Genomic DNA, 24,562 nt, shown 5'->3' on the forward strand with positions numbered 1-24,562 from the left:
CGCATAATGACGTTAGGTCTGACGAATGAATTCACCCTATGGGGAAGCGAAGTCGAGGTAGTCGACTGCGACCAGCCTTGACTTTAGTCGAGGCGGAAACATGCCTTTTGGCCATGGTTGCCTAACGATTTCGCCTGTAATCTGCGATTGATCGTCATTCGAAGGACAGGAAAGTGGCTCTAGCGGATTTCGACTTGCCCCGGCTCAGCTTCCCTGCATGGCGTTTGCAGATGAGCCTGCGCGCCCGGTTCGCGATTGCCGGGGGCGCGCTGATGCTGACCGCCATGGTGCTCGGCGGGCTCTACATAACGCACACGGCAACGCAAAAGTCGATCGAGAGCAGGGCCGCCTCGACCGGCCTTCTCGTCAGCCGGCTGCTCGACCCCTATGTCGACGCATTGAGCGTGGCGCGGATGCTGAGCTTCGACGAACGCGGTTCGCTCGACGCCCTTCTCGGCTCGCAGCATCTGAGCGCCCGTTTCCCCCACCTCGACATCTGGGATCAGGACGGCAGGATCATCTATTCCCGCTCGGACAACATCATGGGGTTGAGCTTCGCCTCGTCCGCCGCACTTACGTCGGCCTTCGCCGGCGACTTTTCCGCTCGCCTGACCGACCTGTCCGCCGGCGAGCACAGGCTGCGCGGCTTCGAGAAGCAGTTCCTCGAAATCTACATACCGCTTCGTGATGCCGTTTCCGGCGAGATCGTCGCAGTTGCCGAGATCCACGAGATCACCGACGACCTCGACGCCAAGATCGCCTTCATCCAGCGCCAGGTCTGGATCGTTCTCGCCTTGTCCACTCTCCTGCTGATGAGCTCGCTCTACGGCATCGTTGCCCAGGGCACGCGTACCATCGCCCTCCAGCACGAGCGCCTCCAGCGCCAGCTCTGCGAGCTTCGCACCGCGCATCAGGAGATCGAACAGCTCAACCGGCGCGTCCAGAGGGCCTCGCGCCAGTTCGCCCGCAACAACGAGCGAATGCTCAGGCAGGTGGGGGCGGATCTCCATGACGGTCCCGCGCAACTGATCGCTCTCGCGGCCATGAAGGTCGGCCGCATCACCGAGTTCGACCTGAATGACCAGCGCGCCGAAGCGAGCCGGATGAAGTCACTGCTCGACGAAGCGTTGAGCGACATCCGCGCCATCTCGAGGGGCCTGATGCTCCCCGAAATCCAGGAAATGCAGGTCGAGGCCGTCGTGCGGCGCGCTGTCAGCCTGCACGAACTGCGGACCGGCACCTCCGTCCAGTACGAATTTTCAGGCGATAACGGCATCCTGCCGGCCGCCGTCAATGTCTGCGTCTTCCGCTTCGTGCAGGAGGGCCTGGCCAACGCCTTCTGGCACGCCGACGGCCATGACCAGACAGTCGTCTGCCATGTCGGCGAATTCGAGGTCGCGCTGTCCGTCAGCGATGGCGGCGGCCTTGGCCGCACGCCACCGCGGCAAGAGGGTGGGCTTGGCCTCGGCGCCATGCGCGACCGCGTCGAGAGCCTTGGAGGAACGCTGGACGTCGGTCGAATGCCAGATGGCGGCGCGCGCGTCTCGATCGTGCTGCCGATCAACGGGGGCGGTGAGGAATGAAACCGGTCTCCGTCGTCGTCGTCGACGATCACTCGCTGTTCCGCGCCGGCGTGATCAGTTGCCTGGAGCGCGACCCGGCGATCCGGGTCGTTGCCGAGGGCGCGTCAGGCCGGGAGGCGGTCTCGCTTTGCGCCGCGAGCAAGCCCGATATCGCCCTGATCGACATCTCGATGCCGGATGATGGCATTGCCGCCGTCGGCGAGATCGCCGCGATGAAGCTCGACACGCGCATCATCATGCTGACCGTATCCGAGAACGAGGACGACGTCCTGCGCGCGCTCGACGCGGGTGCCGTCGGCTACCTGCTCAAAGGCGTGTCGGGTCCGGAATTGGTCAACGCCGTCAAGACGGTCGCAGCGGGCGAAACCTTCGTTTCCCCGAACCTTGCCGTTCGCCTGGTCACAATCCTGGCCGGCGGCAAGCAGAAACGTCAGGTCGATGCCCTGTCGGCGCAGGAGACGCGCACCCTCCAGTTCGTCGCCATGGGCCTGAACAATCGCGAATGTGCAGTCCAACTCGGTGTCGGCGAACAGACGGTCAAGTATCACATGACCAATATCATGAAGAAGCTCGGGGTGCGGAACCGGGTCGAAGCCGCCTTGGTCGCGCGCACCGAATGGGGCTCGCTTGACGCGCAGGCCGTTGGCGAGGCGACGGACGATCTCTAGCCGATGATGCCCCGATCGGAAACCGGCCTAGACCTGGTCCTGATCGAGTAGCTGCCGCATGGCCGTCATCGCGGTTTCGTAGCCTTTTGCTCCCAGACCCGCGATCACCGCCGTCGCCGCCTTCGAGACGAGCGAGTTGTGATAGATCGCCTCGCGTTTGTGGATGTTGGAAATGTGCAGTTCGATGATCGGTCCGTCGAATTGCTTGAGCGCATCGAGGATGGCGATCGAGGTGAAGGTGAAGGCGGCGGGATTGATGACGATGCCCGCGCCTTCGTCGATCGCCTCGTGGATCCAGCCGATGATTTCGTGCTCGGCATTGGACTGGCAAAAGACGATTTCGCGCTTGCCGGCCGCCCTGCGGCACATCTCCTCCACCTGGCCGAGCGTCGTATGACCGTAGATGTGTGGCTCGCGCTTGCCGAGACGATTGAGATTGGGGCCGTTGAGCACGTAGATTGGCTTGGTCATGTCGGTTCCAGATGTCAGCCCTGGTAACCGAACTGGCGCGGCAGCCAGAGGACCAGGTCGGGAAAGAGCGTGATGATCCCGAGGGCAAAAAGCAGCGTTGCGATCATGGGAACGAGATCCTTCATGATGGCGCGAAGTGGCGCCCGCGTGATGCTCTGCATCACGAAGATGAGCATCCCGTAGGGTGGGGTGACGAGGCCGATCATGATGTTGACCACCGCCACGACCCCGAAATGGACCGGGTCGATGCCGAGGGCGGCCGCGGTCGGGATGAAGACCGGCACGATGATCAGGAGGATGGCCGTGCCTTCGAGCAGCGCGCCCAACAGCAGCAGGATCACGTTGACCAGCAGCAGGAACTGCACCGGCGTCAGATTGTATTCGGCCAGATATATGCGCAGGGCCTGCGGAATGTTCTCGGCGGTCACGACATAGTTGAACACCAGCGCGCCTGCGATCAACATGCCGATGGCGACGGAGGAGCGCGCGCTGCGGACGAGCCCGGAATAGAAGGTGCCGACGCTGATGCTGCGATATAGCACGATCGAGATCACGAAGGCATAGGCGGCGGCGACGGCGGCAGCTTCCGTGGGGGTGACGACGCCCGAATAGATGCCGCCCAGAAGCACCACGGGCATCATCAGCGCGGGAAAGGACCCGAGCGTCAGCGCGGGCAGTTCGCGCAGCGGCACCGGTTCTTCGACGGGGAAGCCCCGCGCGCGCGACATGTAGACGACGAGCACCATGAGCAGCACGCCCATGATGAGACCGGGCACGATGCCCGCCAGGAACAGGTAGCCGATCGAGGCACCGGACACGAGCGCGTAGAGCACCATCGGGATCGAGGGCGGGATGATCGGGCCGATCACTGCGGCGCTTGCGGTCAGTGCTGCCGCAAAGCTGCGCGTGTAGCGCCCGTCCCTGGTCATCATGTTGGCAATGATGCGGCCCGAACCGGCTGCGTCGGCCAGCGCCGAGCCGGACATGCCGGAAAAGATGATCGACTGGACGATGTTGACATGTGCCAGGCCGCCGCGGAACCGCCCGACAAGCGCATTGCAAAAGCGCAGGAGGCGGTCGGTCATCGAGCCCATGTTCATGATCTCGGCCGCCAGGATGAAGAGCGGCACGGCCAGGATCACGTAGCCGGTGAACATGGAATTCAGGAGACGCTCCGCGACGAGGCCCATGTCCTGTCCGCGCATGAACAGGTAAAGGATCGATCCCGAAATCATCGACAGGCCGATCGGAAGGCCCAGGATCGCGAGAAAGCCGATGAGGATGACGGCCGCGGTAAAGGGATCCATCAAGGTCTCCTGGATGCGTCGGCGTCTTCGTCGATCTCGGGCACGAGCGGATCATGGCCGCGCAGGACCTGGACCGTGAGCCATGCATAGCGGATCACGATCGCGACGGCGAAGACGACATAGATCGAGAACAGCCAGTCGAAGCGGATGCGCAGATAGGCCGTCCGCTGGACCCGCATGAATGTGACGTAGTCCCAGATGGCGGGAAGCGACAGAAGGAACAGGCCGATCAGGACCAGCGCGAAGATGACGAACATCAACCGCCGGATCGCCGCCGGCACCGCGCCGTAGAGGATGTCGAAGCGGATTTCCTCGCGCTCGCGGGTCACGAAAGCCGCGCCCCAGAGGACGAGCCACATCCACATGATCGTGGAGAGCTCCGAAGCCCATCCCGCCGGCCAGTTCAAGACGTAGCGGTAAAGGATCGTCAGAAGGAAGGACCCGAACATCACGGCAAGCATCATTGCCGCGACGAATTCGGCACCTCGCGAAAGCCAGGTAGACGCCTTGCTGATGTGCTGGCGCATCGCAAATCCTCAGGCGGGCCCGCCGCCCTGATGGGCGGCGGGAGGCCACACTTGTCAGAGCGCGTTGATGCGCTCCACCATGCCTTCCGGCCAGTCCGCCGAGATGGGCGCGGAAAGATAGCGCTCCTGGGCGTAGGTGCGGAAGGCGTCGATATTGGGCACGTAAACCTCGACGCCCTGTTCGCGAACGAACTCGGCGAGTTCCTCTTCCCGACGCTGATGCTCCGCGGCGCTCCAGGCCATGGCCTCGTCGGCTGCGGCCTGGAAGGAGGCCTGCTGTTCCTCGCTCATGGCGTCCCATGTGGTCTTGGAGACGGTCAGCAGGTCGAAGGCAACGAGGTGCGAGGTGAGGGCGATCTGCGACATGACTTCATAAAAGCGCATGTTCTCGACATTTGGCAGCGGGTTGTCCTGGCCGTCGATCGCGCCCGTCTGCATCCCGGTATAAACTTCGGCATAGGCCATCGCGGTCGGACTGGCGCCGAGTGACTCGCCCAAGAACTGCCAGGCTTCGCCGGGCGGCATACGCAGGCGGATGCCGGCCATGTCTTCCGGCGTCTCGATCTTGCGATCGGGAACGAGACCGACATGGCGCGTGCCGAAAAAGGTGGGTCCGAGGATGTGGATGCCGAGCTGGTCCTCGGCCATCGCCCGCATTTCGGCGCCCGCGTCGCTGGCAAAGAAGGTCATGAGATGATCGGCGTCACGGAAAAGATAAGCCGAGGTCAGGATCGACCAGGCGGGAATCTGGTTGGCGATATCCTGCGGGGCGATGTTGCCCATTTCGAGATTGCCGCGCTGCAACGCGACGAGCTCGGTGCCCTGGCTGAAAAGCGTGCCGCCATAGTGCATCTCGAGCGAGAAGTCGTCGGCTACCGCCTCTGCCAGCCGCTCCATCATGCGGGCGCGGATGTCCTGTTCGGAGAACACCGCCGAGAAGCGAAGCGTCTGCGCATCCTGCGCCATGGCGCCGGTGGAAATGCACGCGGCCATCATGGCGGCACCTGCGGCCATGAGCGTACGTCTGGTCAATCCTGTCATGTCAACCTCCCTGGAAACAGTCTCGCCGGCAGCGCCCGATGGGTCGGGCAATCCGCCACGATGCCAAGTCATGCCATTAGCTGCACGACAGATCAATAGGCGTTCTCAAAAACATCGGGTATTATCGATTTCGTCATTTGGTTTGAAGACGTTTGCCGCATATTGCCCGGCGCTCGGCTTCTTGGCATGAGAGGGCTGAACGAGGATCAACCCCGATGGCGCTGCCCGTCTCCAATTCCGACACAGCCGGCGAGAATGCCTATCGGCGTATCCGCCACGACATCATCTTCGGCCGATTGGCACCCGGATCGAGGCTGCGTCTCGAGCGGCTGAAGGAGCCTTATCTGGCCAGCGTCAGCACGCTGCGCGAAATCCTGTTCAGGCTGTCCTCGGAAGGGCTGGTCGTCGCCGAAGGCCAGCGCGGCTTCGAGGTGGCGCCGGTCTCGCAGCAGAATTTCCGGGAGGTCGCGGCGATGCGCGACCTGCTTGAGGGACATGCCCTGCGCGAATCGTTCCGACGTGGCGACGTCGACTGGGAAGGCGAGGTGGTGGCGGCCCATCACAAGCTCGCACGGATGGAGCGGCTGATGCTCGCCGGAGAGCGAGAGGACCCTGCGATCTGGAAGCGTTACGACTGGGAATTCCACCACGCGCTGATATCGGCCTGCGGGTCGGCGGCGCTTCTGGCCGCCCACGCCCAAATCTTCGACCGGTATTTGCGCTACCAGATCATCGCGGTCATCTTTCGCGGTGAAAGCGCCATGGAAGAACACAGGCAATTGCGGCAACACGCCCTCGATCGCGATGCCGATTCCGCGGTAAACGTCCTGAAAAGTCACATCGGAGCCTGCGTGGCGCACACGCTGGAGCATGGTCTCCTCGACGCCTGACCCTTCCTCGTTGCGCCGGATGCGGGCGCGACCTATCACTGACGGATGAAGAACGTGCAGGCAGACGAAGATACCGGTGCCCTCCTGACCATCGGCGAGAACGCCTATCGCCGCATCCGGTCCGACATCATTTTTGGCCGTCTGGCGCCCGGCCAAAAGCTGAAGCTCGAGCGGCTGCGGGATTCCTACGGCGCCAGCATCAGCACGCTGCGCGAGATACTCAACCGTTTGTCCTCCGAAGGGCTGGTCGTGGCAGAAGGCCAGCGCGGCTTCGAGGTCACGCCCGTCTCGGTGGAGAACCTGAAGGAGATCGCATCCCTGCGCCTCCTGCTGGAAACCCATGCGCTGCGCGAATCCTTTGCCGCCGGCGACATGGAGTGGGAGGGACGGGTCGTCTCCGCCCACCATAAACTCGCTCGACTCGAGCAGCGGATGCGCGATGGCGATCGCGACGACACCGAACTGTGGAAGCGTTATGACTGGGAGTTCCACCAGGCGCTCATCTCGGCCTGCGGGTCGCAGGTTCTGATGGACACGCACGCCGCAGTCTTCGACAAATATCTGCGCTATCAGATGATCGCCCTGTCCTTTCGCGGCGACATAGCGGCACGCGAACACCAGATCCTGCATGACGCCGCGCTGGAGCGTGACGCCCGGACGGCATGTGATGTCTTGCAGCGTCATGTCGAGGGCGGCGTCGCACACGCATTGGCAACTGGAACCATTGGCTGATGCCGGATGAAGTGCATACCGTATGATAAATATCAAAATATGTGTTGAAGCTGCTGTTGTCGGCGGTTACTCTTTGCGCGTCGGATTTGCCGACTGACGAAGGAGTAGGTCGTGACGGTCACGCGCCTCGGCCTCATAGGCGACAACATCGCACGCTCGCGCTCGCCGCGCCTCCATATCGAGGCCGGCAGGTTGTGCGGCTTGGAAGTCACGTATGAGCGGCTCATCCCGCGTGATATGGGGCTCGACTTTTCCGCCGTGTTCGAGCGCTGCGCCAGCGAAGGCTTTGCCGGCATCAACATCACATACCCCTACAAGGAAGAAGTGGTGTCGCGCCTGCATGTGCCCGATCCCGCCACGGCGGTGATCAAGGCGTGCAACACGGTGGTGTTCGGCCAAGCCGCGCCGGAAGGCCACAACACCGATTGTTCGGGCTTCGTCTCGGCCTTCCGTGCAAGGTTCGGCAGCGGAGCTCCAGGCAGGGTCGCGATGGCCGGTGCCGGCGGGGTGGGCAAGGCGGTCGCCTTCGCGCTCGCACGGCTCGGTGCCAGCGAATTGCGCATCTTCGATCGGGATGCCGCGAAGGCGCAGGGCCTCGTCGATGCGCTCGTAGAGGCACGGACAGGCATTCGCGTCGTGGTGGCGCCCTCGATCGAGGACGCCGTGCTGAAAGTCGACGGCCTCGTCAATTCGACGCCTCTCGGCATGGTGGGCTATCCCGGAACCGCGATCCCGGCCGCGATGATCGATGGCGCGTCGTGGGCGTTCGATGCGGTCTACACACCGGTCGACACGCAGTTCCTTCGCGATGCCTCGGACCGCGGCGTCGAGATCATCAGCGGGTACGAACTCTTCTTCCACCAGGGGATCGACGCCTTTTCGATCTTCACCGGCCGGCGGGTCGATGCCGCGGCCCTGCGGGCAGCGCTTGCAAGCGAAGAATTGGCCTCGGCATCACCATGAAGACATCGATCGCAACGGTCTGTCTCAGCGGCGACCTCGCCGAAAAGCTCGCCGCGATCTCGGCGGCCGGTTTCGACGGGGTGGAGATCTTCGAGCAGGACTTCCTGACCTTCGACGGAAGCCCGCGCGAGGCGGGCCGCATGATCCGCGATCATGGGCTCGAGATCACGCTGTTCCAGCCCTTCCGCGACTTCGAAGGACTGCCCGAGCCGCAGCGCGGCCGCGCCTTCGACCGGGCGGAGCGCAAGTTCGACCTGATGGAGGAACTCGGCACCGATCTCGTGCTGATCTGCTCCAACGTCTCGCCGGCGGCCCTTGGCGGCATCGACCGCGCGGCCGGCGACCTTCGCGAGCTCGGCGAGCGGGCGCAAAAGCGTGGCTTGCGCGTCGGCTTCGAGGCGCTTGCCTGGGGGCGGCACGTCAATGACCATCGCGATGCCTGGGAGATCGTGCGCCGCGCCGATCATTCCTCGATCGGGCTCATCCTCGATTCCTTCCACACGCTGGCACGCAGCATCGACGTCCAGTCGATCCGCTCGATTCCCGGTGACCGCATCTTCATCGTGCAGCTTGCCGACGCGCCGAAGATCGAGATGGATCTGTTGCAGTGGAGTCGCCACCTGCGCAACATGCCGGGACAGGGCGACCTGGCCGTGGTCGACTTCATGCGATCGGTGGTGGCGACCGGATATGACGGTCCGATCTCGCTGGAGGTTTTCAACGACCAGTTCAGAGGCGGTTCGCCCAAATCGGTCGCGGTCGACGGCAAGCGCTCGCTGGTCTGGCTCATGGACGAGGTCCGGCGCAGCGAACCTGCGCTTTCCTCTCAAATCGGCGACCTCCCCGCACTGCCCGATCGCATCGCGGTCGAGGGGGTCGAGTTCATCGAGTTCGCCGCGGACGAGAACGAGGCGCGTTCTCTGCTTGCCCTGCTGCGGACGATGGGCTTCCAGGTGCGCGGCCGTCATCGCAACCGGGACGTCACGCTCCTGCGTCAGGGCGACATCAACATAGTCATCAACACCGAGAAGGAAGGCTTCGCCCATTCCTCATGGCTCGTTCACGGCACCTCGGCCTACGCCATCGGCCTGAGGGTGGAGGACGCGGCAGCAACCGTCCGTCGTGCGCGCGCGCTCGGCGCCGAGCCTTTTTCGGAGGCGCGTGGCGAGGGCGAACTGCTCATCCCGGCGATTCGTGGCATTGGCGGTGGCGTGATCTACTTCATCGACGGCAAGAGCGAACTGTCGAGGGTCTGGGACGTGGAATTTGAACTCGTCGATCCCGACGCCCCCGAGGCGGGGCTTCGATTGGTGGACCATGTGGCTCAGACGATGGATTACGAAGAGATGCTGTCCTGGGCGCTCTTCTATACCTCGATCTTCAGGTTGCGGAAGCTGCCGATGGTCGATGTGGTGGATCCAGGCGGGCTGGTGCGCAGTCAGGTCATCGAGAACGAGGAAGGTTCGTTGCGGCTGACGCTGAACGGGGCCGAAAACCGCAAGACGCTGGCAGGTCATTTCGTGGCCGAAAGCTTCGGCTCGTCCGTACAGCATCTGGCGCTCGCCAGCGACGACATCTTTGCAACGGCCGAGGCGATGTACGAACTCGGCTTCAAGCCGCTCGACATTCCTCGCAATTATTATGACGATCTGGAAGCCCGTCTCGGGCTGGAACCCGAAATGGTCGACCGGATGGCGCAGTTGGGCATCCTCTACGACCGCGACGAGGCGGGCGAATATTTCCAGTTCTACAGCCAGATCCACGGCGAAGGCTTCTTCTTCGAGATCGTGGAACGGCGCGGGGGTTATCGCGGCTATGGCGCGCCCAACGCGCCATTCCGCATCGCGGCGCAGCGTCGCGAGCTGCCACCGAAGGGTATGCCGCGGGTGTAATCGGCAGTGGCGTCGCCCCAAGTTCCAGTCGCGCGCGATGGCCGGTTCCGGCGAAGCTGTCAGACAGCCACAAGTCTATAGTTCGGGAACCCGGCGCCGCCCGTTGCGTTCCCGAACAGGGAGCATTGCAACAATATCCGCATAATCGTCGAAGGGAGAAGCGATGAAACGCCTGATAGCCGCCGTCGCGGTTGGATGCGCCATGACAGTCACGCCGGCTGCTCATGCTCAAACCCCGCCCAACGTGCTGGTCGTCGGCCAGATCGCCGAACCCCAGTCGCTAGATCCGCATGTCGCGACCGCAACCAATGATTTCCGCATTCTCATGAACATCTATGAAGGGCTGGTGCGCTTCGGGAACGGAACGCTGGAGGTCGAGCCGGCACTGGCGGAGAGCTGGGAGATTTCGCAGGACGGGCTGTCCTACACGTTCCAGCTTCGCCAGGGCGTCTCCTTCCATGACGGCACGCCGTTCAATGCCGAAGCGGTGAAATTCAACTTCGAGCGAATGCTGGACGAGGCGCATCCGTTCCATGGTACGGGGCCGTTCCCGCTCTCGTTCAACTTCTCAGCCGTCGAAGACGTGACGGCAGTCGACGACATGACGGTCGAATTCACGCTCAGCGAGCCGTTCGCGCCCTTCCTGTCCAATCTCGCTTATCCCACCGGGCTGATCGTTTCGCCCGCAGCCGTCGAGCAGTTCGGCGAGGATTACGGGCGCAACCCCTCCGGCACCGGGCCGTTCCGCTTCGCCGAATGGCAGGCGAACCAGCGCGTCGTCATCGCGGCGAGCCCCGATTATTGGGATGGCCCTCCCACGCTCGAAGCGGTTGTCTTCCGTCCGATCACCGATGCCAATACGCGCATGGCCGAAATGCTTGCGGGCGGTCTCGACATCATGGTCGAGGCACCGCCGGATTCCATGGCCCAGTTCCGCGACGCGCCGGATTTCAACGCGCATGAGCAGGCCGGTCCTCATGTCTGGTATCTCATCCTCAACATGAAGGAAGGGCCGTTCGAGAGCCAGGCGGTCCGGCAGGCCGTGAACTTCGCCGTGAACAAGGAAGCGCTGGTCAACGACGTTCTTCAGGGAACGGCCGAGATATCCGCAGGCCCCGTGCCGCCGGCTTTCGCATGGGCCTATAATGAGGAGGTCGATCCCTACCCCTACGACCCCGACCGCGCCCGCGAACTGCTCGAGGAAGGTGGATATGAGGGCGAGGAAATCGTCTTCTACGTCACCGAGGGCGGCTCGGGTATGCTCGATCCGGTGGCGATGGGGACCGCGATCCAGGCGGACCTTGCTGCCGTCGGCATGAATGTCCGCATCGAGACCTATGAATGGAACACCTTCCTCGGGCAGGTGAATCCCGGTCTCGAAGGAAAGGCGCAGATGGCGCAGATGGCCTGGATGACCAACGATCCGGACACGCTGCCCTTCCTGACGCTGCGCACGGCCGCATGGCCGCAGGAAGGCGGCTTCAATTCGGGCTATTATTCCAACCCGGATGTCGACGAGATGCTCGATCGGGCCCGCAGGGCGACCGATCCGGAAGAGCGCGCGGCTCTCTATCGAGACGTGCAGGCGATCGTCCATGACGAGGCACCGTGGCTGTTCGTGGCCAACTGGGTGCAAGGCGCCGTCACCACCGCCAACATCGAAGGGTTCACACTTCAGCCGTCCTTCTTCCTGATGCTCAAGAACGTGGTGAAGAACTGATGGCTTCGGCCCGCTTTGCCGGCATGGCGAAAGCGGGCCGAACCGGATGTCTGCGACCATGGCGACTTATGTAGCGAAACGGCTTCTGGCGGTCATACCCGTGCTTTTGGGGTTGTCGATCATCGTCTTTCTGATGATGACGCTGATACCGGGCGACCCGGCGACGGCGATCCTCGGCAACTACGCGACGCCGGAAAACGTTGCCCGGCTGAACGCGCAGCTCGGCCTCGACAAGCCCTTGCCCCAGCAATACCTGATCTGGCTCGGCAATCTGCTTCAGGGCGATCTGGGCCGATCCTTCGCCCTCAACCGCCCGGTCCTCGATGAGGTCATGGAGCGCTTTTCGGCAACGCTCGTCCTCGCTGGCGCGGCGCTCCTGCTGTGCGCCGTGCTGGGCCTCATAGCGGGCATTGTCTCGGCCGTGAACCAGTTCGGCTGGGCCGACCGCATCATCACCTTGTTCGTGCTGATCGGCATCTCGACACCGTCCTTCTTTCTCGGCCTGATGCTGATCCTCGGCTTCGCCGTGAACCTGCGCTGGTTTCCGCCAAGCGGCATGTACGCGATCTATGGCGGCGGCGACCTGCCCGACCTTCTCTACCATCTGGTCCTGCCCGCATTCACGCTGGCAGCCGTGGCGACAGGCGTGATCGCGCGCCTGACGCGCACCGCGATGCTCGAAGTGCTGCGCCAGGATTTCATCCGCACCGCGCGCGCCAAGGGCGTCAGCGAGCGCCGCGTGATCTGTGTCCATGCCTTCAAGGCCGCACTCGTCAGCGTCATTCCGGTGATCGGCATTCAGGCCGGCTTCGTGCTCGGAGGGGCGGTCTATATCGAGACCGTGTTCCAGTGGCCGGGCATCGGCGCCATGCTGGTCAACGCGATCTCGACGCGAGACATCCTGCTCGTCCAGGGCGGCGTGCTGGTGGTCGCCGCAAGCTACGTGCTCTTCAATCTCGCGGCCGACGTGGCGCAGTCACTGCTCGATCCGAGGCTGAGGCGATGAGCGGCGTGATCTCTACCCGTCGCGCCTCCGACCGCCCCGATGCGGTTCGCTTAATGTTGAACAACAGGCTGGCGACCGGCGGCCTTGTCGTCCTCGTCGCGATGGTGACGCTGGCTCTGCTCACGCCGCTGCTGCCTTTGCACGACCCGAACGCGACCTCGCCCGCCGACCGGCTGATGCGACCGCTGTCCGAAGGTCATCTGCTCGGCACGGACGCGCTCGGACGCGACATCTTCTCCCGGCTCGTCTGGGGGCTGCGGGTCACTCTCGCGGTGGGTCTTTCGGCAACGCTGATCGCCGCCTTCGTCGGTTCGGCCGTCGGTCTCGTAGCCGGCTATGCGGGCGGACGCACGGACAATGTGCTGATGCGCGGCATCGACATGCTGATGGCGTTTCCCTACATCCTGCTGGCGCTGGCCATCGTCGCCGTTCTCGGGCCAGGGCTGATCAACGCGCTCTACGCGATCGCCGTGGTCAACATCCCCTTCTTCGCCCGCAACATACGCGGCGTCACGCTCGGTCTCGCGCGGCGCGATTTCGTGGATGCCGCGCGGCTGTCGGGAAAGAGCCATGCCCGCATCCTTTCCACCGAGATCCTGCCGAACGTCGCCCCCGTCATCGTCGTCACCATGTCGACCACGGTCGGCTGGATGATCCTCGAGACGGCGGGGCTCTCCTTTCTCGGGCTTGGCGCGCAGCCGCCGCAGGCCGATCTCGGCTCCATGCTGGGCGATGGGCGCCGGGTGCTGTTCAACGCCCCGCATGTTGCCTTGATTCCCGGCATCGCCATCTTCCTTTTGGTAATGAGCATCAACCTGTTCGGCGACGGCGTGCGGGACGTGCTCGATCCGCGCCTGAAATCGGGGGCTCTGACGCGGCCGATCGGACGCACGGCGATCGACCGCAGTGCCACGGACGCGCCTATCGCAAAGTCGGGAAACGTGCTCGACGTATCCGGTCTGAAAGCGCAGTTTGATGTTGGGTCGCGGACCCTTCATGCCGTGGATGGAGTCGACCTGTCGCTTGCACCGGGCGAGACTCTCGGCATCGTCGGGGAATCGGGTTCGGGAAAGTCCGTGACGGCCATGGCGATCATGGGTCTCGTGCCTACGCCGCCGGGCCGCATCGCCGGCGGTGCGATCCAGTTAAACGGCGAGGACTTGCTTGCGGCCACCGACGAACGCATCCGCCAGTTGCGCGGCGGCGCTGTCAGCCACGTCTTCCAGGATCCGCTTTCCACGCTTCACCCGCTCTTCACGGTCGGCGACCAGATTGTCGAGGCGATCCGCGCGCACCAGCCGTTGAACCACCGCAAGGCGCGGGAACGGGCAAGGGAATTGCTGGCGCTGGTGCGGATCCCGAATGCGCAAAGCCGGCTCGACGCCTATCCGCACGAATTGTCGGGCGGGATGCGCCAGCGCGTGGTCATCGCCATGGCGCTTGCGAACGACGCCGGATTGCTGATCGCCGACGAGCCGACGACGGCGCTCGACGTGACCGTGCAGGCGCAGATTTTGACCCTGATAAACCGGCTGCGCCGCGACAAGGGCGCATCGATCCTGTTCATCACCCACGATTTCGGCGTGGTTTCGGCAATCTGCGATCGTGTGGCCGTGATGTATGCGGGCCGGATCGTCGAGACTGGCACCACCGCGCAGATTCTGAACGATCCGGCGCATCCCTATACGCGCAAGCTCATCGATTGCGTGCCCGTGCTGGGCAAGCCGGACCGCAGGCTTGATGCCATCGAAGGCTTGCCGCCTCCGGCGGACGACCTGCCGGACGGATGCGCTTTCGCGCCCCGCTGCCCCTACGCTCGGCCGGACTGCCGCAAGGACGACGTTCCGCTGTTCGACCTCGGCGACGAGCGCGGCGCCCGCTGCCTCTTCCCCCTTGCGGGGCACGCATCATGACCGCGCCCCTCATTCGGATCGATGCGGTTGAACGCATCTTCGGCGGTGGCCGCACGCTGTTCGGCCGTATGAAGCCCGGCGTTCATGCGGTGCAGAACGTGTCGCTCGATATCTATCCCGGCGAGACGCTGGGCATCGTCGGCGAGTCCGGCTGCGGGAAATCGACGCTGGCGCGCATTCTGATCGGGTTGGACGCACCAACGGGCGGGACCGTCCGCTTCAAGGGCGAGGACATCGCCGCGATCACGCGTAAGGATTTCAACCGCGTCGCACGGCGCATCCAGTATGTGTTTCAGGATCCGGTCTCCTCGCTCAATCCGCGCAAGACCGTCCGCGCCATCCTCGAAGCGCCGCTGAAACGGCTGCGCGGTTTGGGGCGCAGGGAGCGCGAGGCGAGGCTGAACGAATTGCTCGACGCGGTGAACTTGCGGACCGAATTCCTCGAACGCTACCCGCATGAGTTTTCCGGCGGGCAGGCGCAACGCATCGCCATCGCCCGCGCTCTGGCGGCCGGCCCGGACCTGATCGTCCTGGACGAGCCCGTTTCCGCGCTCGACGTATCCGTGCAGGCCCAGGTGCTCAATCTGCTGGAAGATCTGAAGGGTCGCTTCGGCCTGACCTACGTCTTCATCAGCCATGACCTGTCGGTGGTCGAAAGCGTCAGCGACCGCGTCGCGGTGATGTATTTCGGGCGCATTGCTGAAATAGGCCCCTCGCGCTCGATCTTCGCCGATCCGCACCATCACTACACCAGGCTTCTTCTGGATACCGCACCCGCCCCCGGCCGGCCGCTCCACGCGCCGGGCACGGAAGGCGATCTTCCCGACCCCTACGACCCGCCGAAGGGCTGCGCCTTTGCCGCACGCTGCCCGGCAGCCGATGAACTTTGCCGATCGGAACGGCCGGGTCTCGATGCAGCGGTCGCGAACGAAGGGCATTCGGCGGCCTGCTTCCATCCTCCGGGGAAAGCAGCGGCCGGCAGGCATTCCCGGAACGAAAAGACGTGATTCCTGTTTGCTCCGGCGGTCCTTTTCGGACCGCCCGGCGTGCGGCATTCGCGCATGGCCACGGGACACGCACGCCTCGCACCAGCTTCGAGGCGAAGAATGGCTGCAACACAGGCCGTCCGACTGCCGCCCGGCCATCAAATTAACCAGTTGTTAACCATTCTTGCCTACACCGAAACAACCGAAAATTAACCAAGATGACCAACGTGTTAACCCAAGCCCGGCCGATCCGCCTCAAGGGTCGCTCCTTTCTTGCGCTGGTACTGACCCCGGAGCTTCCCTTCGAGGACTGGGTGGCAAGGCTCGACGATCTGGCCGCGCGTTCGGCGGGTTTCTTCCTGCGCCGCCCCATCGTCCTCGACGTCAGCGGCCTTCCGATCGACCGCGCGCAACTGCGCGAGATGGTCGACATGCTGGCGACGCGCAACGTGCGGATCATGGGCATCGAGGGCGCCCGCCCGTCCTGGCTTGATTCGGGTCTGCCGCCCGCGCTGACGGACGGCCGCCCGGCCTCCGACATCGAGGCGCCGGCCACGCAGGCCGAAGCGGCGCCGGCCGAGGACGAAGCCGACGAACCGGCAACCGATCAGCCTGCGCACGAGGTCAGGGGAGCCCCGTCGCTGATGGTCACCCAGCCGGTGCGATCCGGCCAGTCCGTCATCTTTCCGGAGGGCGACGTGACGGTCGTCGGGTCGGTCGCATCGGGCGCGGAGATCGTCGCCGGCGGATCGATCCACGTCTACGGAACGCTGCGCGGCAGGGCGATGGCCGGAACGATGGGCAACGCGGCCGCGCGCATCTTCTGCCGCAAGCTGGAAGCCGAACTGATCGCAATCGACGGCTTCTACAAGACGGCGGAAGACATGGAGCCGGACCTGCGCGGACGCGCCGTGCAGATCTGGCTCGAAGGAGACAAGATCGTGGCCGGAACACTGGGCTGAGGCGATGGAACAGGAGAGGTCAATGGGCAAGGTTATCGTGGTGACATCGGGCAAGGGAGGCGTCGGCAAGACCACGTCGACCGCAGCTCTCGGCGCGGCTCTGGCGCAGGGCGGCGCCAAGGTCGTGGTGGTCGATTTCGACGTCGGCCTGCGCAATCTGGATCTGGTGATGGGCGCCGAGCGGCGCGTCGTCTACGATTTGGTCAACGTAATCCAGGGCGATGCGAAGCTGACGCAGGCGCTGATCCGCGACAAGCGGCTCCAGACGCTCTATCTGCTGCCTGCCTCGCAGACGCGCGACAAGGACAATCTCACGCCCGAGGGCGTCGAGAAGGTCATCGCCGCCCTGCGCAAGAATTTCGACTGGGTGATCTGCGACAGCCCGGCCGGCATCGAGCGCGGGGCCACGCTCGCGATGCGTCATGCCGACATCGCCATCGTCGTGACCAACCCGGAAGTGTCCTCGGTGCGCGATTCGGACCGCATCATCGGCCTGCTCGATTCCAAGACGGTCAAGGCCGAGCGTGGCGAGCAGATGGACAAGCACCTGCTCCTGACGCGCTACGACCCCGCGCGGGCCGAGCGAGGCGACATGCTCAAGGTCGACGACGTGCTCGAAATCCTGTCGATCCCGCTGCTGGGCATCATCCCTGAAAGCATGGACGTCCTCAGGGCTTCCAATGTCGGCGCGCCGGTCACGCTTTCGGACGATCGCAGCGCGCCGGCGCTCGCCTATTTCGATGCCGCACGCCGGCTCAACGGCGAGACCATTCCGGTCACCGTTCCGGGTGAAAAGCGCGGCTTCTTCGGCAAGTTCTTCGGAAGGAAGGCGGCATGAGCATTTTTCGTTTCTTTTCCAAGCCCAGTTCCGCGCCGGCCGCACGCGAGCGCCTGCAGGTCCTGCTCGCCCATGAGCGCGCATCGGCGGGCGATTCGGAGTTGGTCACCGTGCTTCGCGACGAGATTCTCGCCGTCATCGCCAAGCACATGCAGATCGACAGCGACAAGGTGAACGTCACCATGGAGCGCGGCGCCCAGGTCTCCACGCTCGCCGTCGACGTCGAGATTCCGTTCGACGCCGGAAAGAAGAAGAAAAAGGCGGCCTGACCGGGTCCCTGGGATGTCGATACGCCGCGCCTTGAAGGAAAGAAGGGAATTGATATGACCCGACTGCAACTCCTCGAACGGCTGAAGTCGCTGCAACAGATGCCTGCGCACCACAAGCGCGACATTACCACCGTCAGCGCCATGCTTTCCACCGTGGCGCTGGCAAGGCATGTGGAGCTTTGCGAAATCGCCGCCGGCGCCACGCCGCTTTCCGCCGGACGGCCCGAAACGACAGGCCACGGATCAAGCCTGCGGAACTGATACCGCTGGGTTCCTGAAAACCGGCCGCCTTCCGGGGCGGCCTTTTCATGCAGCCCGCCCGCGAATTTCAGAACGGACACGCCGCCCCGTGCGGTCAGGCCCGGCCGACCGCCAGACGTGCGGCGGCGAGATCCAGCAATGAGAAGCCGGCCGACTTGAAGAAGGTGATTTCGCCGTCCGACGCGCGTCCGCGATGCGTGCCCCGCGCAAGTTCGGCAAGATCCGCCTTGATGTCGGTTTCGGCGATCAGCCCGGACGCCAGCGGCTGCGCCAGATCGCCAGCCTTCATCGCGCCAGGGCGGAAATCGACGAACAGGCTCGCCTTTGCCACCAGCGCATCGTCGCTTTCGCGCATGTCGTCCTTGAACGCCCCGATCAGATCGACATGGGTGCCCGGCTGCACATTCGCGCCGAGGATCAGCGGCGCGGTCGAGCTCGTCACCGACGAGACCACGTCCGCCGCGCCGATTGCCGCGCCGAGATCGTCCGCGACATGGGCGACGATCCCTTGCGCGGCAAGCGTGGCGACCACCGCCTCGGCTCTTTCGGCGCTGCGTCCGTAGATCTCGATCCGTTCATAGACGCGCACGCTCGCATGGGCGGCGGCGACCTTGGCGGAAAGCTGACCGGTTCCGACGACGAGAAGGCGCTTTGCGTCCGGTCGGGCGAGGAAGCTTGCGGCGAGCGCGGATGAGGCCGCCGTGCGGCGCGCCGTCAGTTCGTCGCCCTCGATGACGGCTTGCAACCGCCCGTCCGCACCGGAGAACAGCGCATAGCTGGCATTGATCGTCGACATTCCCTTCGCCCCGTTTTCGGGGAAGAAGGTGACGAGTTTGACGCCGAGCGATTCGCCCTCGACCCAGGCCGGCATGACGAGCAGGTTCGACATGCCGCCGCCTGGCATGGGGATCGAAATGTTCGAGCGTTCCGGCGATGTCACCCGGCCGGCCTTGAGTTCGGTCTCGATCGCGCCGATCAGTTCGGCCCAACCCAGCCGTTCCGCAAGTTCATGTTCGCCGATCATCTGCATCTGGTTGTCCTTTGGCTTCTGTCCGCCCGTTCAACGACGGCAGACAGAAGCACGTCAAGCCCCGCGCGAAAGACTGACGAGCGGCGGCATCGCTCGGCCGGTAAACTGTCAGATGTATTTCAGACCCTTGGCGGCGAGTTTTTCGCGCATGTCGTAGATGTCGAGGCCGAGTTCGCCGGCGGCCATGCGCGCACGCTTGTCGTCCTCCGCCGCCACGCGCGCTTCCGCCTTGTCGGCGACCTCCGCCGCCAGTTCGCGCCGCACGACGCACACGCCGTCGTCATCGGCGACGATGACGTCGCCCGGATGAACCAGCGCGCCCGCGCAGACCACCGGAACGTTGACCGAGCCGAGCGTTTCCTTGACCGTCCCTTGCGCGAAGATCGCCTTCGACCAGACCGGGAACCGCATGTCGGTCAAATCCGAAACGTCGCGCACACCCGCATCGATGACGAGGCCCCGGCAGCCCCGCGCAATCGCGGAAGTTGCGAGCAGATCCCCGAAATAGCCATCCTCGCACGGGCTCGTCGGTGCGAGCAGCAGGATGTCGCCCGGCGACAACTGCTCGATCGCCACATGGATCATCCAGTTGTCGCCGGGCGGCGCCGAGATCGTCACTGCGCTTCCCGCGATCCGCGCACCGCGATAGATCGGGCGCATATGGCTGGCGAGAAGCCCTGTTCGGCCCTGCGCCTCATGCACGGTGGCGACTCCACAGGCAGCCAGCCGGTCGATGACGCCCCCTTCAGCCCGTTCGATATTCCGTACGACGACGCCCATGCTTCCCGTTCCGTTCGTTCCCGGTTAGAGATGCGCCGCAAGATGCGCTTGCTCAACGTAATAATCGGCCGATCCCCATAAGCATCACCGGTCGCCGACCGTCAGCGCGATACGATCGGCGGCAAAGCGGCTGCGCGAGACCTGGATCGGACGCCCGTCATGGGCATTCACCGCCTCCACCATCAGCACCGGTGCGCCTTCGGCAAGCCGCAGCGTTCCCGCATCGCGCGACGACGCCCGCCGTGCCGTGATCCGCGTCGATGCCCGCACATAGTCGGCCATGCCGACCGCCTCGAACGATTTCGAAATCGAGCCTGTCGCGCGCAGGAGTGCGCCGATTTCAGGAAATCCGACCGCCTCGAACCAGTGCGTCGCGACCGAAACCGGCATCTGGTCGGCAAAGCCGATCGTGTCGAGCCGCACGAGTTCGGCGCCCTCGTCGAGTCCGAGCAGAGCAGCGAGGCGCGCACTCGCAGGCTCGCGCGTTTCGTCGAGAACGAGCGTCTTCAGATCGCTCGCCTGTCCGTCGAGCCCCTCGGAAAAGCGTGTCCGACGCCCGATCGGATAGGACAGGCGGTCCTGAGCGGCGACGAACGTCCCTCGCCCCTGTTCGCTGCGCAAGAGCCCTTCGCGCACGAGATCAGCGATCGCCGCCCGCACGGTATGGCGATTGATCCCGAAACGGAGCGCAAGTTCGCTCTCCGACGGCAGGCGTTGGGAATCGCTGAAGACACCACCATCGATCATGTCGCGCAGCCGGTCCGCGACCTGGCGCCACATGGCGATGCCTCCTGCCCGTCGGATCGTCCCCTCCATCGAAACCGCCCTTCGTCATCGGGCTGTCACGAAGCGCCCGTAATGCACTCCATCATATGGTTGTCTAGAAAACCAGACAAGTGGAGAGCCGCCTTGCAGGAGAAAGTCATCGACCAGAACGAGCGCCGCCGCTTGATGGCCATCGTCGCCCGTGCGCCGCGAACGGCCATCGAAGAGGCGCTTGTCGCTTTCGGCCCGCTGCCCCCGCACCGCGAACTGCGCAAGGCGCAGACCGGCCTCGTGACCCTGCGCGGACGGATCGGCGGCGGCGGCGCCGCCTTCAATCTTGGCGAGGCGACGGTCACGCGCACCTCGATCAGGCTTGAGACGGGCGAGATCGGCCATGCCTATGCGCTTGGCCGCGACGCGAAAAAAGCGCGACTGTCCGCGCTGATCGACGCCGCTTTCCAGAGCCCGGTGCTGCATGAGCGGATTGTCGGCAAGGTCTTCGAGCCGCTCGCCCGCAACGAAGCTGACGATGAGCGGCAGAAGGCCGAGGAAACGGCTGCGACCAAAGTCGATTTTTTCACCCTGGTCCGTGGAGAGGATTGATGACGGCCTCAATATCGGCCCTCGAAGGCGGCTTTTCCGATCCGGTCTTCGATGCACAGGCGACTTTTCGTGCCGTGATGGACGCGATGGCAGAGCCAGGAACCCGCAGGCCGGCAAAGGCCGTTGCATTACCGCCCGTCGCCCTGTCGCCGACCGCCGCTGCGCTCGCGCTGACGCTGTGCGACCAGGACACGGCGCTCTGGCTGGACACGTCGCTGGCCGACGAACCGGTCGTCGCCTGGCTTCGCTTCCAGACCGGCGCGACCATTGTCGACGACCCGGCACAAGCCCACTTCGCCTTCGTCGCCGACCCGGCCTCGATGCCGCGCCTCGATGCCTTCGCGCAGGGCAGCCAGGACTATCCGGATCGCTCGACGACCCTCGTCATGATCGTCGACGCACTCGAAAACGGGGTGCCGCTTCGCCTCGCGGGGCCTGGAATTGAAACCAGTTCGAGCCTCGCGCCGACCGCCTTGCCGGACGATTTCGCGTCGCAGTGGCGCGACAACGGCGCGCGTTTCCCGCGGGGCGTCGATCTCGTTTTCGCAGCGGCCGATGCGATTGCCTGCCTGCCACGCACGACGCGCATTCTCGAACCGATGGAGGCGTGAGTCATGTATGTTGCCGTCAAGGGCGGTGAGGCCGCCATCCGCAACGCGCACCGCCTGCTCGCCGACCGGCGCCGCGGCGATCCAACGGTTCCCGCGCTCCACCTGTCGCAGATCGTCGAACAGCTTGCGCTCGGCGTCGACCGCGTCATGGCCGAAGGCGCTCTTTACGATCGCGAACTCGCCGGCCTTGCGCTGATGCAGGCGCGCGGCGACATGATCGAGGCGATCTTCCTCGTGCGCGCCTACCGCACGACCCTGCCGCGCTTCGGCTATACGCTTCCCGTCGACACCGGAGCCATGCGGATCGAGCGTCGTATCTCGGCGACTTTCAAGGATTTGCCTGGCGGGCAGGTGCTTGGCCCGACCTTCGACTACACGCACCGCCTGCTCGAACCCGAACTCGCCGAAGGCGCGAAGCCGCCCGCGCCAGAGCGGCGTGAAGCCGTCGCCGAAGCCTCGCCGCGCGTCACCGATCTCCTCGGCCATGACGGCCTGATCGAAGCGGATGGAACCGGCGATGGTGAGATCACCGACATCACCCGCACGCCGATGGAGTTTCCGCTGCCGCGCGACGGCCGGCTTCAGGCGCTGTCGCGCGGCGACGAAGGCTTCCTGCTCGCGCTCGCCTATTCGACGCAGCGCGGCTATGCCCGCTCGCATCCCTTCGTCGGCGAAATCCGCATCGGCGAGGTCGAAATCGAGCTCGAAGTTCCCGAATTGCCCTTCCCCGCGCCGCTCGGCCGAGTCCGGCTGACCGAATGCCAGATGGTCAACCAGTTCAAGGGCTCGGCCAAGGCGCCGCCGCAGTTCACGCGCGGCTACGGGCTCGTCTTCGGCCAGTCGGAGCGCAAGGCGATGGCGATGGCGCTTTGCGACCGGGCGTTGCGCGCGGCAGAATTCGGCGAGGACATCGTCGCGGCTGCGCAAGACGAGGAATTCGTCATCTCGCATTCCGACAACGTCCAGGCGACCGGCTTCGTCGAGCATCTGAAACTGCCGCATTACGTCGACTTCCAGGCTGAACTCGACCTCGTGCGGCGAATGCGCGCCGAACGGCAGGATGTCACCGAAACGAGAGAGGCGGCCGAATGAACGCGCTGACGGGTTCGATTGCGAGCTACAACTTCGCCTATCTCGACGAGCAGACCAAGCGGATGATCCGCCGCGCGATCCTCAAGGCGATCGCCATTCCCGGCTATCAGGTGCCGTTCGCATCGAGGGAGATGCCGATGCCCTATGGCTGGGGCACCGGCGGCGTCCAGGTTACGGCTTCCATCATCGGGCCGGACGATGTGCTGAAGGTCATCGACCAAGGCGCCGACGACACCACCAATGCCGTCTCCATCCGAGCCTTCTTCCAGAAAGTCGCAAACGTTGCCGTCACGACGAAGACGGATGACGCAAAGATCATCCAGACGCGCCACCGCATACCCGAAAAGCCGCTGAAGGCGGGGCAGATATTGGTCTACCAAGTGCCGATTCCCGAGCCGCTGCGCTTTCTCGAGCCACGCGAGACCGAAACCCGCAAGATGCACGCGCTCGAAGAATACGGACTGATGCACGTCAAGCTCTACGAGGACATCGCCACCCATGGCCGCATCGCCACCACCTATGCCTATCCGGTCAAGGTCGAGGGCCGCTATGTGATGGACCCGTCGCCGACGCCGAAATTCGACAATCCGAAGATGCACATGTCGCCCGCTCTCCAGCTTTTCGGCGCCGGCCGGGAAAAACGCATCTACGCCCTGCCCCCTTTCACACGGGTCGAAAGCCTCGACTTCGACGATCACCCCTTCGCGGTCCAGACCTTCGAAAAGCCCTGCGCGCTCTGCGGCGCACATGGCGTCTATCTCGACGAAGTCATCCTCGATGATAGCGGCGGCCACATGTTCGTCTGCTCGGACACCGACCATTGCGGGGGCCGGCAGGCTGACGGCCATCGCGGCGAAATGGCGGGAGTATCGATCCATGGATGAACCTCTCCTCCATGTCTCCAACCTTTCCAAATCCTATGGCTCGCGCATCGGCTGCGAAGACGTCTCCTTCGAGCTCTGGCCCGGCGAGGTTCTCGCGGTCGTCGGCGAATCCGGCTCCGGCAAGACCACGCTGCTCAACGTCGTGTCGACCCGGCTCGAACCGACCGCCGGCAGCGTCTCCTACCGGATGCGCGACGGCGGGTGGCGCGACATCAATCGCATGAGCGAGGCCGAGCGCCGTTTCCTCATGCGCACCGACTGGGGTTTCGTCCACCAGAATCCGGCCGAGGGGCTGCGCATGTCGGTTTCGGCCGGTGCCAATGTCGGCGAACGCCTGATGGCCATCGGCGACCGGCACTACGGCAACATCCGCGCATCGGCCATCGACTGGCTGGGCCGTGTCGAGATCGCCGGGGATCGCATCGACGACCAGCCCCGCGCCTTTTCCGGCGGAATGCGTCAGCGATTGCAGATCGCGCGCAATCTCGTCACCCGTCCGCGGCTGATCTTCATGGACGAGCCGACCGGCGGCCTCGACGTTTCGGTTCAGGCGCGCCTCCTGGATCTGTTGCGCGGCCTCGTTGCCGATATGGGTCTTGCCGCGATCGTCGTCACCCACGACCTCGCCGTCGCGCGCCTCCTGTCGCATCGGATGATGGTGATGAAGGATGGCCGCGTGATCGAGCACGGACTTACCGACCGCGTTCTCGACGACCCGCGCGCGCCCTACACCCAGCTTCTCGTCTCCTCGATTTTGCAGGTGTGATC

At 64.4% G+C, this 24,562-nt stretch carries 26 protein-coding genes; 19 read left to right on the forward strand and 7 right to left on the reverse strand.

Annotated elements, in window-relative coordinates; translation table 11 throughout:
• Positions 1-230: 230 nt before the first annotated feature.
• Together PZ895_RS05955 and PZ895_RS05960 are read left to right on the forward strand one after the other, a co-directional pair.
• Positions 231-1,583: a histidine kinase gene (locus PZ895_RS05955; protein WP_275838105.1), complete on the forward strand. Its 1,353-nt coding sequence runs from the start codon at positions 231-233 to the stop codon at positions 1,581-1,583.
• On the forward strand, positions 1,580-2,251 hold the full coding sequence (locus PZ895_RS05960) for a response regulator transcription factor (RefSeq protein ID WP_275838106.1): 672 nt from the start codon (positions 1,580-1,582) through the stop codon (positions 2,249-2,251). Before PZ895_RS05955 ends, PZ895_RS05960 begins: the two co-directional genes overlap by 4 nt.
• Positions 2,252-2,278: 27 nt before the next feature.
• Here PZ895_RS05960 and PZ895_RS05965 read toward each other — a convergent pair whose 3' ends face one another.
• Genes PZ895_RS05965 through dctP form a run of 4 tightly spaced genes read right to left on the reverse strand, consistent with a single transcriptional unit; the run spans position 2,279 to position 5,597 of the window.
• Positions 2,279-2,722, reverse strand: coding sequence for a type II 3-dehydroquinate dehydratase (locus PZ895_RS05965; RefSeq protein WP_275838107.1), 444 nt, complete (start codon positions 2,720-2,722; stop codon positions 2,279-2,281).
• A 14-nt stretch (positions 2,723-2,736) separates the two neighbouring features.
• Complete coding sequence (locus PZ895_RS05970; protein ID WP_275838108.1) at positions 2,737-4,029, reverse strand: TRAP transporter large permease; 1,293 nt, start codon at positions 4,027-4,029, stop codon at positions 2,737-2,739.
• Positions 4,029-4,556, reverse strand: a complete 528-nt coding sequence (locus tag PZ895_RS05975; protein WP_275838109.1) for a TRAP transporter small permease subunit — start codon at positions 4,554-4,556, stop codon at positions 4,029-4,031. Before PZ895_RS05975 ends, PZ895_RS05970 begins: the two co-directional genes overlap by 1 nt.
• A 54-nt stretch (positions 4,557-4,610) precedes the next feature.
• Entirely contained in the window at positions 4,611-5,597 is a 987-nt protein-coding gene (gene dctP, locus PZ895_RS05980; RefSeq protein WP_275838110.1) for a TRAP transporter substrate-binding protein DctP, read from the reverse strand.
• Positions 5,598-5,812: 215 nt separating this feature from the next.
• Here dctP and PZ895_RS05985 point away from each other — a divergent pair, with 215 nt between their 5' ends.
• The 12 genes from PZ895_RS05985 (at position 5,813) to PZ895_RS06040 (ending at position 18,029) form a co-directional block, all read left to right on the forward strand.
• Positions 5,813-6,487, forward strand: a complete 675-nt coding sequence (locus tag PZ895_RS05985; RefSeq protein WP_275838111.1) for a GntR family transcriptional regulator — start codon at positions 5,813-5,815, stop codon at positions 6,485-6,487.
• Between the two features lie 54 nt (positions 6,488-6,541).
• Positions 6,542-7,219: a GntR family transcriptional regulator gene (locus PZ895_RS05990; RefSeq protein WP_275838112.1), complete on the forward strand. Its 678-nt coding sequence runs from the start codon at positions 6,542-6,544 to the stop codon at positions 7,217-7,219.
• 111 nt (positions 7,220-7,330) lie between these two features.
• A complete protein-coding gene (locus PZ895_RS05995) occupies positions 7,331-8,182 on the forward strand; it encodes a shikimate dehydrogenase (RefSeq protein WP_275838113.1) in 852 nt (283 codons plus the stop codon).
• Complete coding sequence (locus PZ895_RS06000) at positions 8,179-10,074, forward strand: sugar phosphate isomerase/epimerase and 4-hydroxyphenylpyruvate domain-containing protein (RefSeq protein ID WP_275838114.1); 1,896 nt, start codon at positions 8,179-8,181, stop codon at positions 10,072-10,074. Before PZ895_RS05995 ends, PZ895_RS06000 begins: the two co-directional genes overlap by 4 nt.
• A gap of 163 nt (positions 10,075-10,237) precedes the next feature.
• The gene (locus PZ895_RS06005; protein WP_275838115.1) at positions 10,238-11,794 is read left to right on the forward strand and encodes an ABC transporter substrate-binding protein; all 1,557 of its coding nucleotides are present in this window, start codon (positions 10,238-10,240) and stop codon (positions 11,792-11,794) included.
• A 58-nt stretch (positions 11,795-11,852) separates the two neighbouring features.
• Positions 11,853-12,800, forward strand: a complete 948-nt coding sequence (locus tag PZ895_RS06010; protein WP_275838116.1) for an ABC transporter permease — start codon at positions 11,853-11,855, stop codon at positions 12,798-12,800.
• Entirely contained in the window at positions 12,797-14,713 is a 1,917-nt protein-coding gene (locus PZ895_RS06015; RefSeq protein WP_275838117.1) for a dipeptide/oligopeptide/nickel ABC transporter permease/ATP-binding protein, read from the forward strand. Before PZ895_RS06010 ends, PZ895_RS06015 begins: the two co-directional genes overlap by 4 nt.
• Positions 14,710-15,720 carry an oligopeptide/dipeptide ABC transporter ATP-binding protein gene (locus tag PZ895_RS06020; protein ID WP_275838118.1) on the forward strand — a complete coding sequence of 337 codons (1,011 nt, stop codon included), beginning with the start codon at positions 14,710-14,712 and terminating at the stop codon, positions 15,718-15,720. Before PZ895_RS06015 ends, PZ895_RS06020 begins: the two co-directional genes overlap by 4 nt.
• 197 nt (positions 15,721-15,917) lie before the next feature.
• A complete protein-coding gene (gene minC / locus PZ895_RS06025; protein WP_275838119.1) occupies positions 15,918-16,661 on the forward strand; it encodes a septum site-determining protein MinC in 744 nt (247 codons plus the stop codon).
• Between the two features lie 22 nt (positions 16,662-16,683).
• Complete coding sequence (minD, locus tag PZ895_RS06030; RefSeq protein ID WP_275838120.1) at positions 16,684-17,499, forward strand: septum site-determining protein MinD; 816 nt, start codon at positions 16,684-16,686, stop codon at positions 17,497-17,499.
• On the forward strand, positions 17,496-17,768 hold the full coding sequence (gene minE / locus PZ895_RS06035) for a cell division topological specificity factor MinE (protein ID WP_275838121.1): 273 nt from the start codon (positions 17,496-17,498) through the stop codon (positions 17,766-17,768). The genes minD and minE overlap by 4 nt, the downstream gene beginning before the upstream one ends.
• Before the next feature lie 54 nt (positions 17,769-17,822).
• A complete protein-coding gene (locus PZ895_RS06040; RefSeq protein WP_275838122.1) occupies positions 17,823-18,029 on the forward strand; it encodes a hypothetical protein in 207 nt (68 codons plus the stop codon).
• A gap of 94 nt (positions 18,030-18,123) precedes the next feature.
• Here PZ895_RS06040 and PZ895_RS06045 read toward each other — a convergent pair whose 3' ends face one another.
• From PZ895_RS06045 to phnF, 3 genes are all read right to left on the reverse strand, one after another.
• A complete protein-coding gene (locus tag PZ895_RS06045) occupies positions 18,124-19,059 on the reverse strand; it encodes an ornithine cyclodeaminase family protein (protein ID WP_275838123.1) in 936 nt (311 codons plus the stop codon).
• 108 nt (positions 19,060-19,167) lie between these two features.
• Positions 19,168-19,839: a 4-carboxy-4-hydroxy-2-oxoadipate aldolase/oxaloacetate decarboxylase gene (locus PZ895_RS06050; protein ID WP_275838124.1), complete on the reverse strand. Its 672-nt coding sequence runs from the start codon at positions 19,837-19,839 to the stop codon at positions 19,168-19,170.
• Positions 19,840-19,923: 84 nt separating this feature from the next.
• Positions 19,924-20,655 (reverse strand): phosphonate metabolism transcriptional regulator PhnF, encoded by a 732-nt coding sequence (gene phnF, locus PZ895_RS06055; RefSeq protein WP_275838125.1) that lies wholly within the window; start codon positions 20,653-20,655, stop codon positions 19,924-19,926.
• A gap of 93 nt (positions 20,656-20,748) precedes the next feature.
• On the opposite strand from phnF, the gene phnG reads away from it, so the two are divergent.
• Genes phnG through phnK form a run of 5 tightly spaced genes read left to right on the forward strand, consistent with a single transcriptional unit; the run spans position 20,749 to position 24,560 of the window.
• On the forward strand, positions 20,749-21,207 hold the full coding sequence (phnG, locus tag PZ895_RS06060; protein ID WP_275838126.1) for a phosphonate C-P lyase system protein PhnG: 459 nt from the start codon (positions 20,749-20,751) through the stop codon (positions 21,205-21,207).
• Positions 21,207-21,818, forward strand: coding sequence for a phosphonate C-P lyase system protein PhnH (phnH, locus tag PZ895_RS06065; RefSeq protein WP_275838127.1), 612 nt, complete (start codon positions 21,207-21,209; stop codon positions 21,816-21,818). The genes phnG and phnH overlap by 1 nt, the downstream gene beginning before the upstream one ends.
• Positions 21,819-21,821: 3 nt before the next feature.
• Positions 21,822-22,910: a carbon-phosphorus lyase complex subunit PhnI gene (locus PZ895_RS06070; RefSeq protein ID WP_275838128.1), complete on the forward strand. Its 1,089-nt coding sequence runs from the start codon at positions 21,822-21,824 to the stop codon at positions 22,908-22,910.
• Positions 22,907-23,794: an alpha-D-ribose 1-methylphosphonate 5-phosphate C-P-lyase PhnJ gene (locus PZ895_RS06075; RefSeq protein ID WP_275838129.1), complete on the forward strand. Its 888-nt coding sequence runs from the start codon at positions 22,907-22,909 to the stop codon at positions 23,792-23,794. Before PZ895_RS06070 ends, PZ895_RS06075 begins: the two co-directional genes overlap by 4 nt.
• Positions 23,787-24,560: a phosphonate C-P lyase system protein PhnK gene (phnK, locus tag PZ895_RS06080; RefSeq protein WP_275838130.1), complete on the forward strand. Its 774-nt coding sequence runs from the start codon at positions 23,787-23,789 to the stop codon at positions 24,558-24,560. Before PZ895_RS06075 ends, phnK begins: the two co-directional genes overlap by 8 nt.
• The last annotated feature ends 2 nt before the right edge of the window (positions 24,561-24,562 follow it).

The organism is Mesorhizobium sp. YIM 152430 (genome assembly GCF_029210365.1).
In the GTDB taxonomy this organism is placed as follows: domain Bacteria; phylum Pseudomonadota; class Alphaproteobacteria; order Rhizobiales; family Rhizobiaceae; genus Aliihoeflea.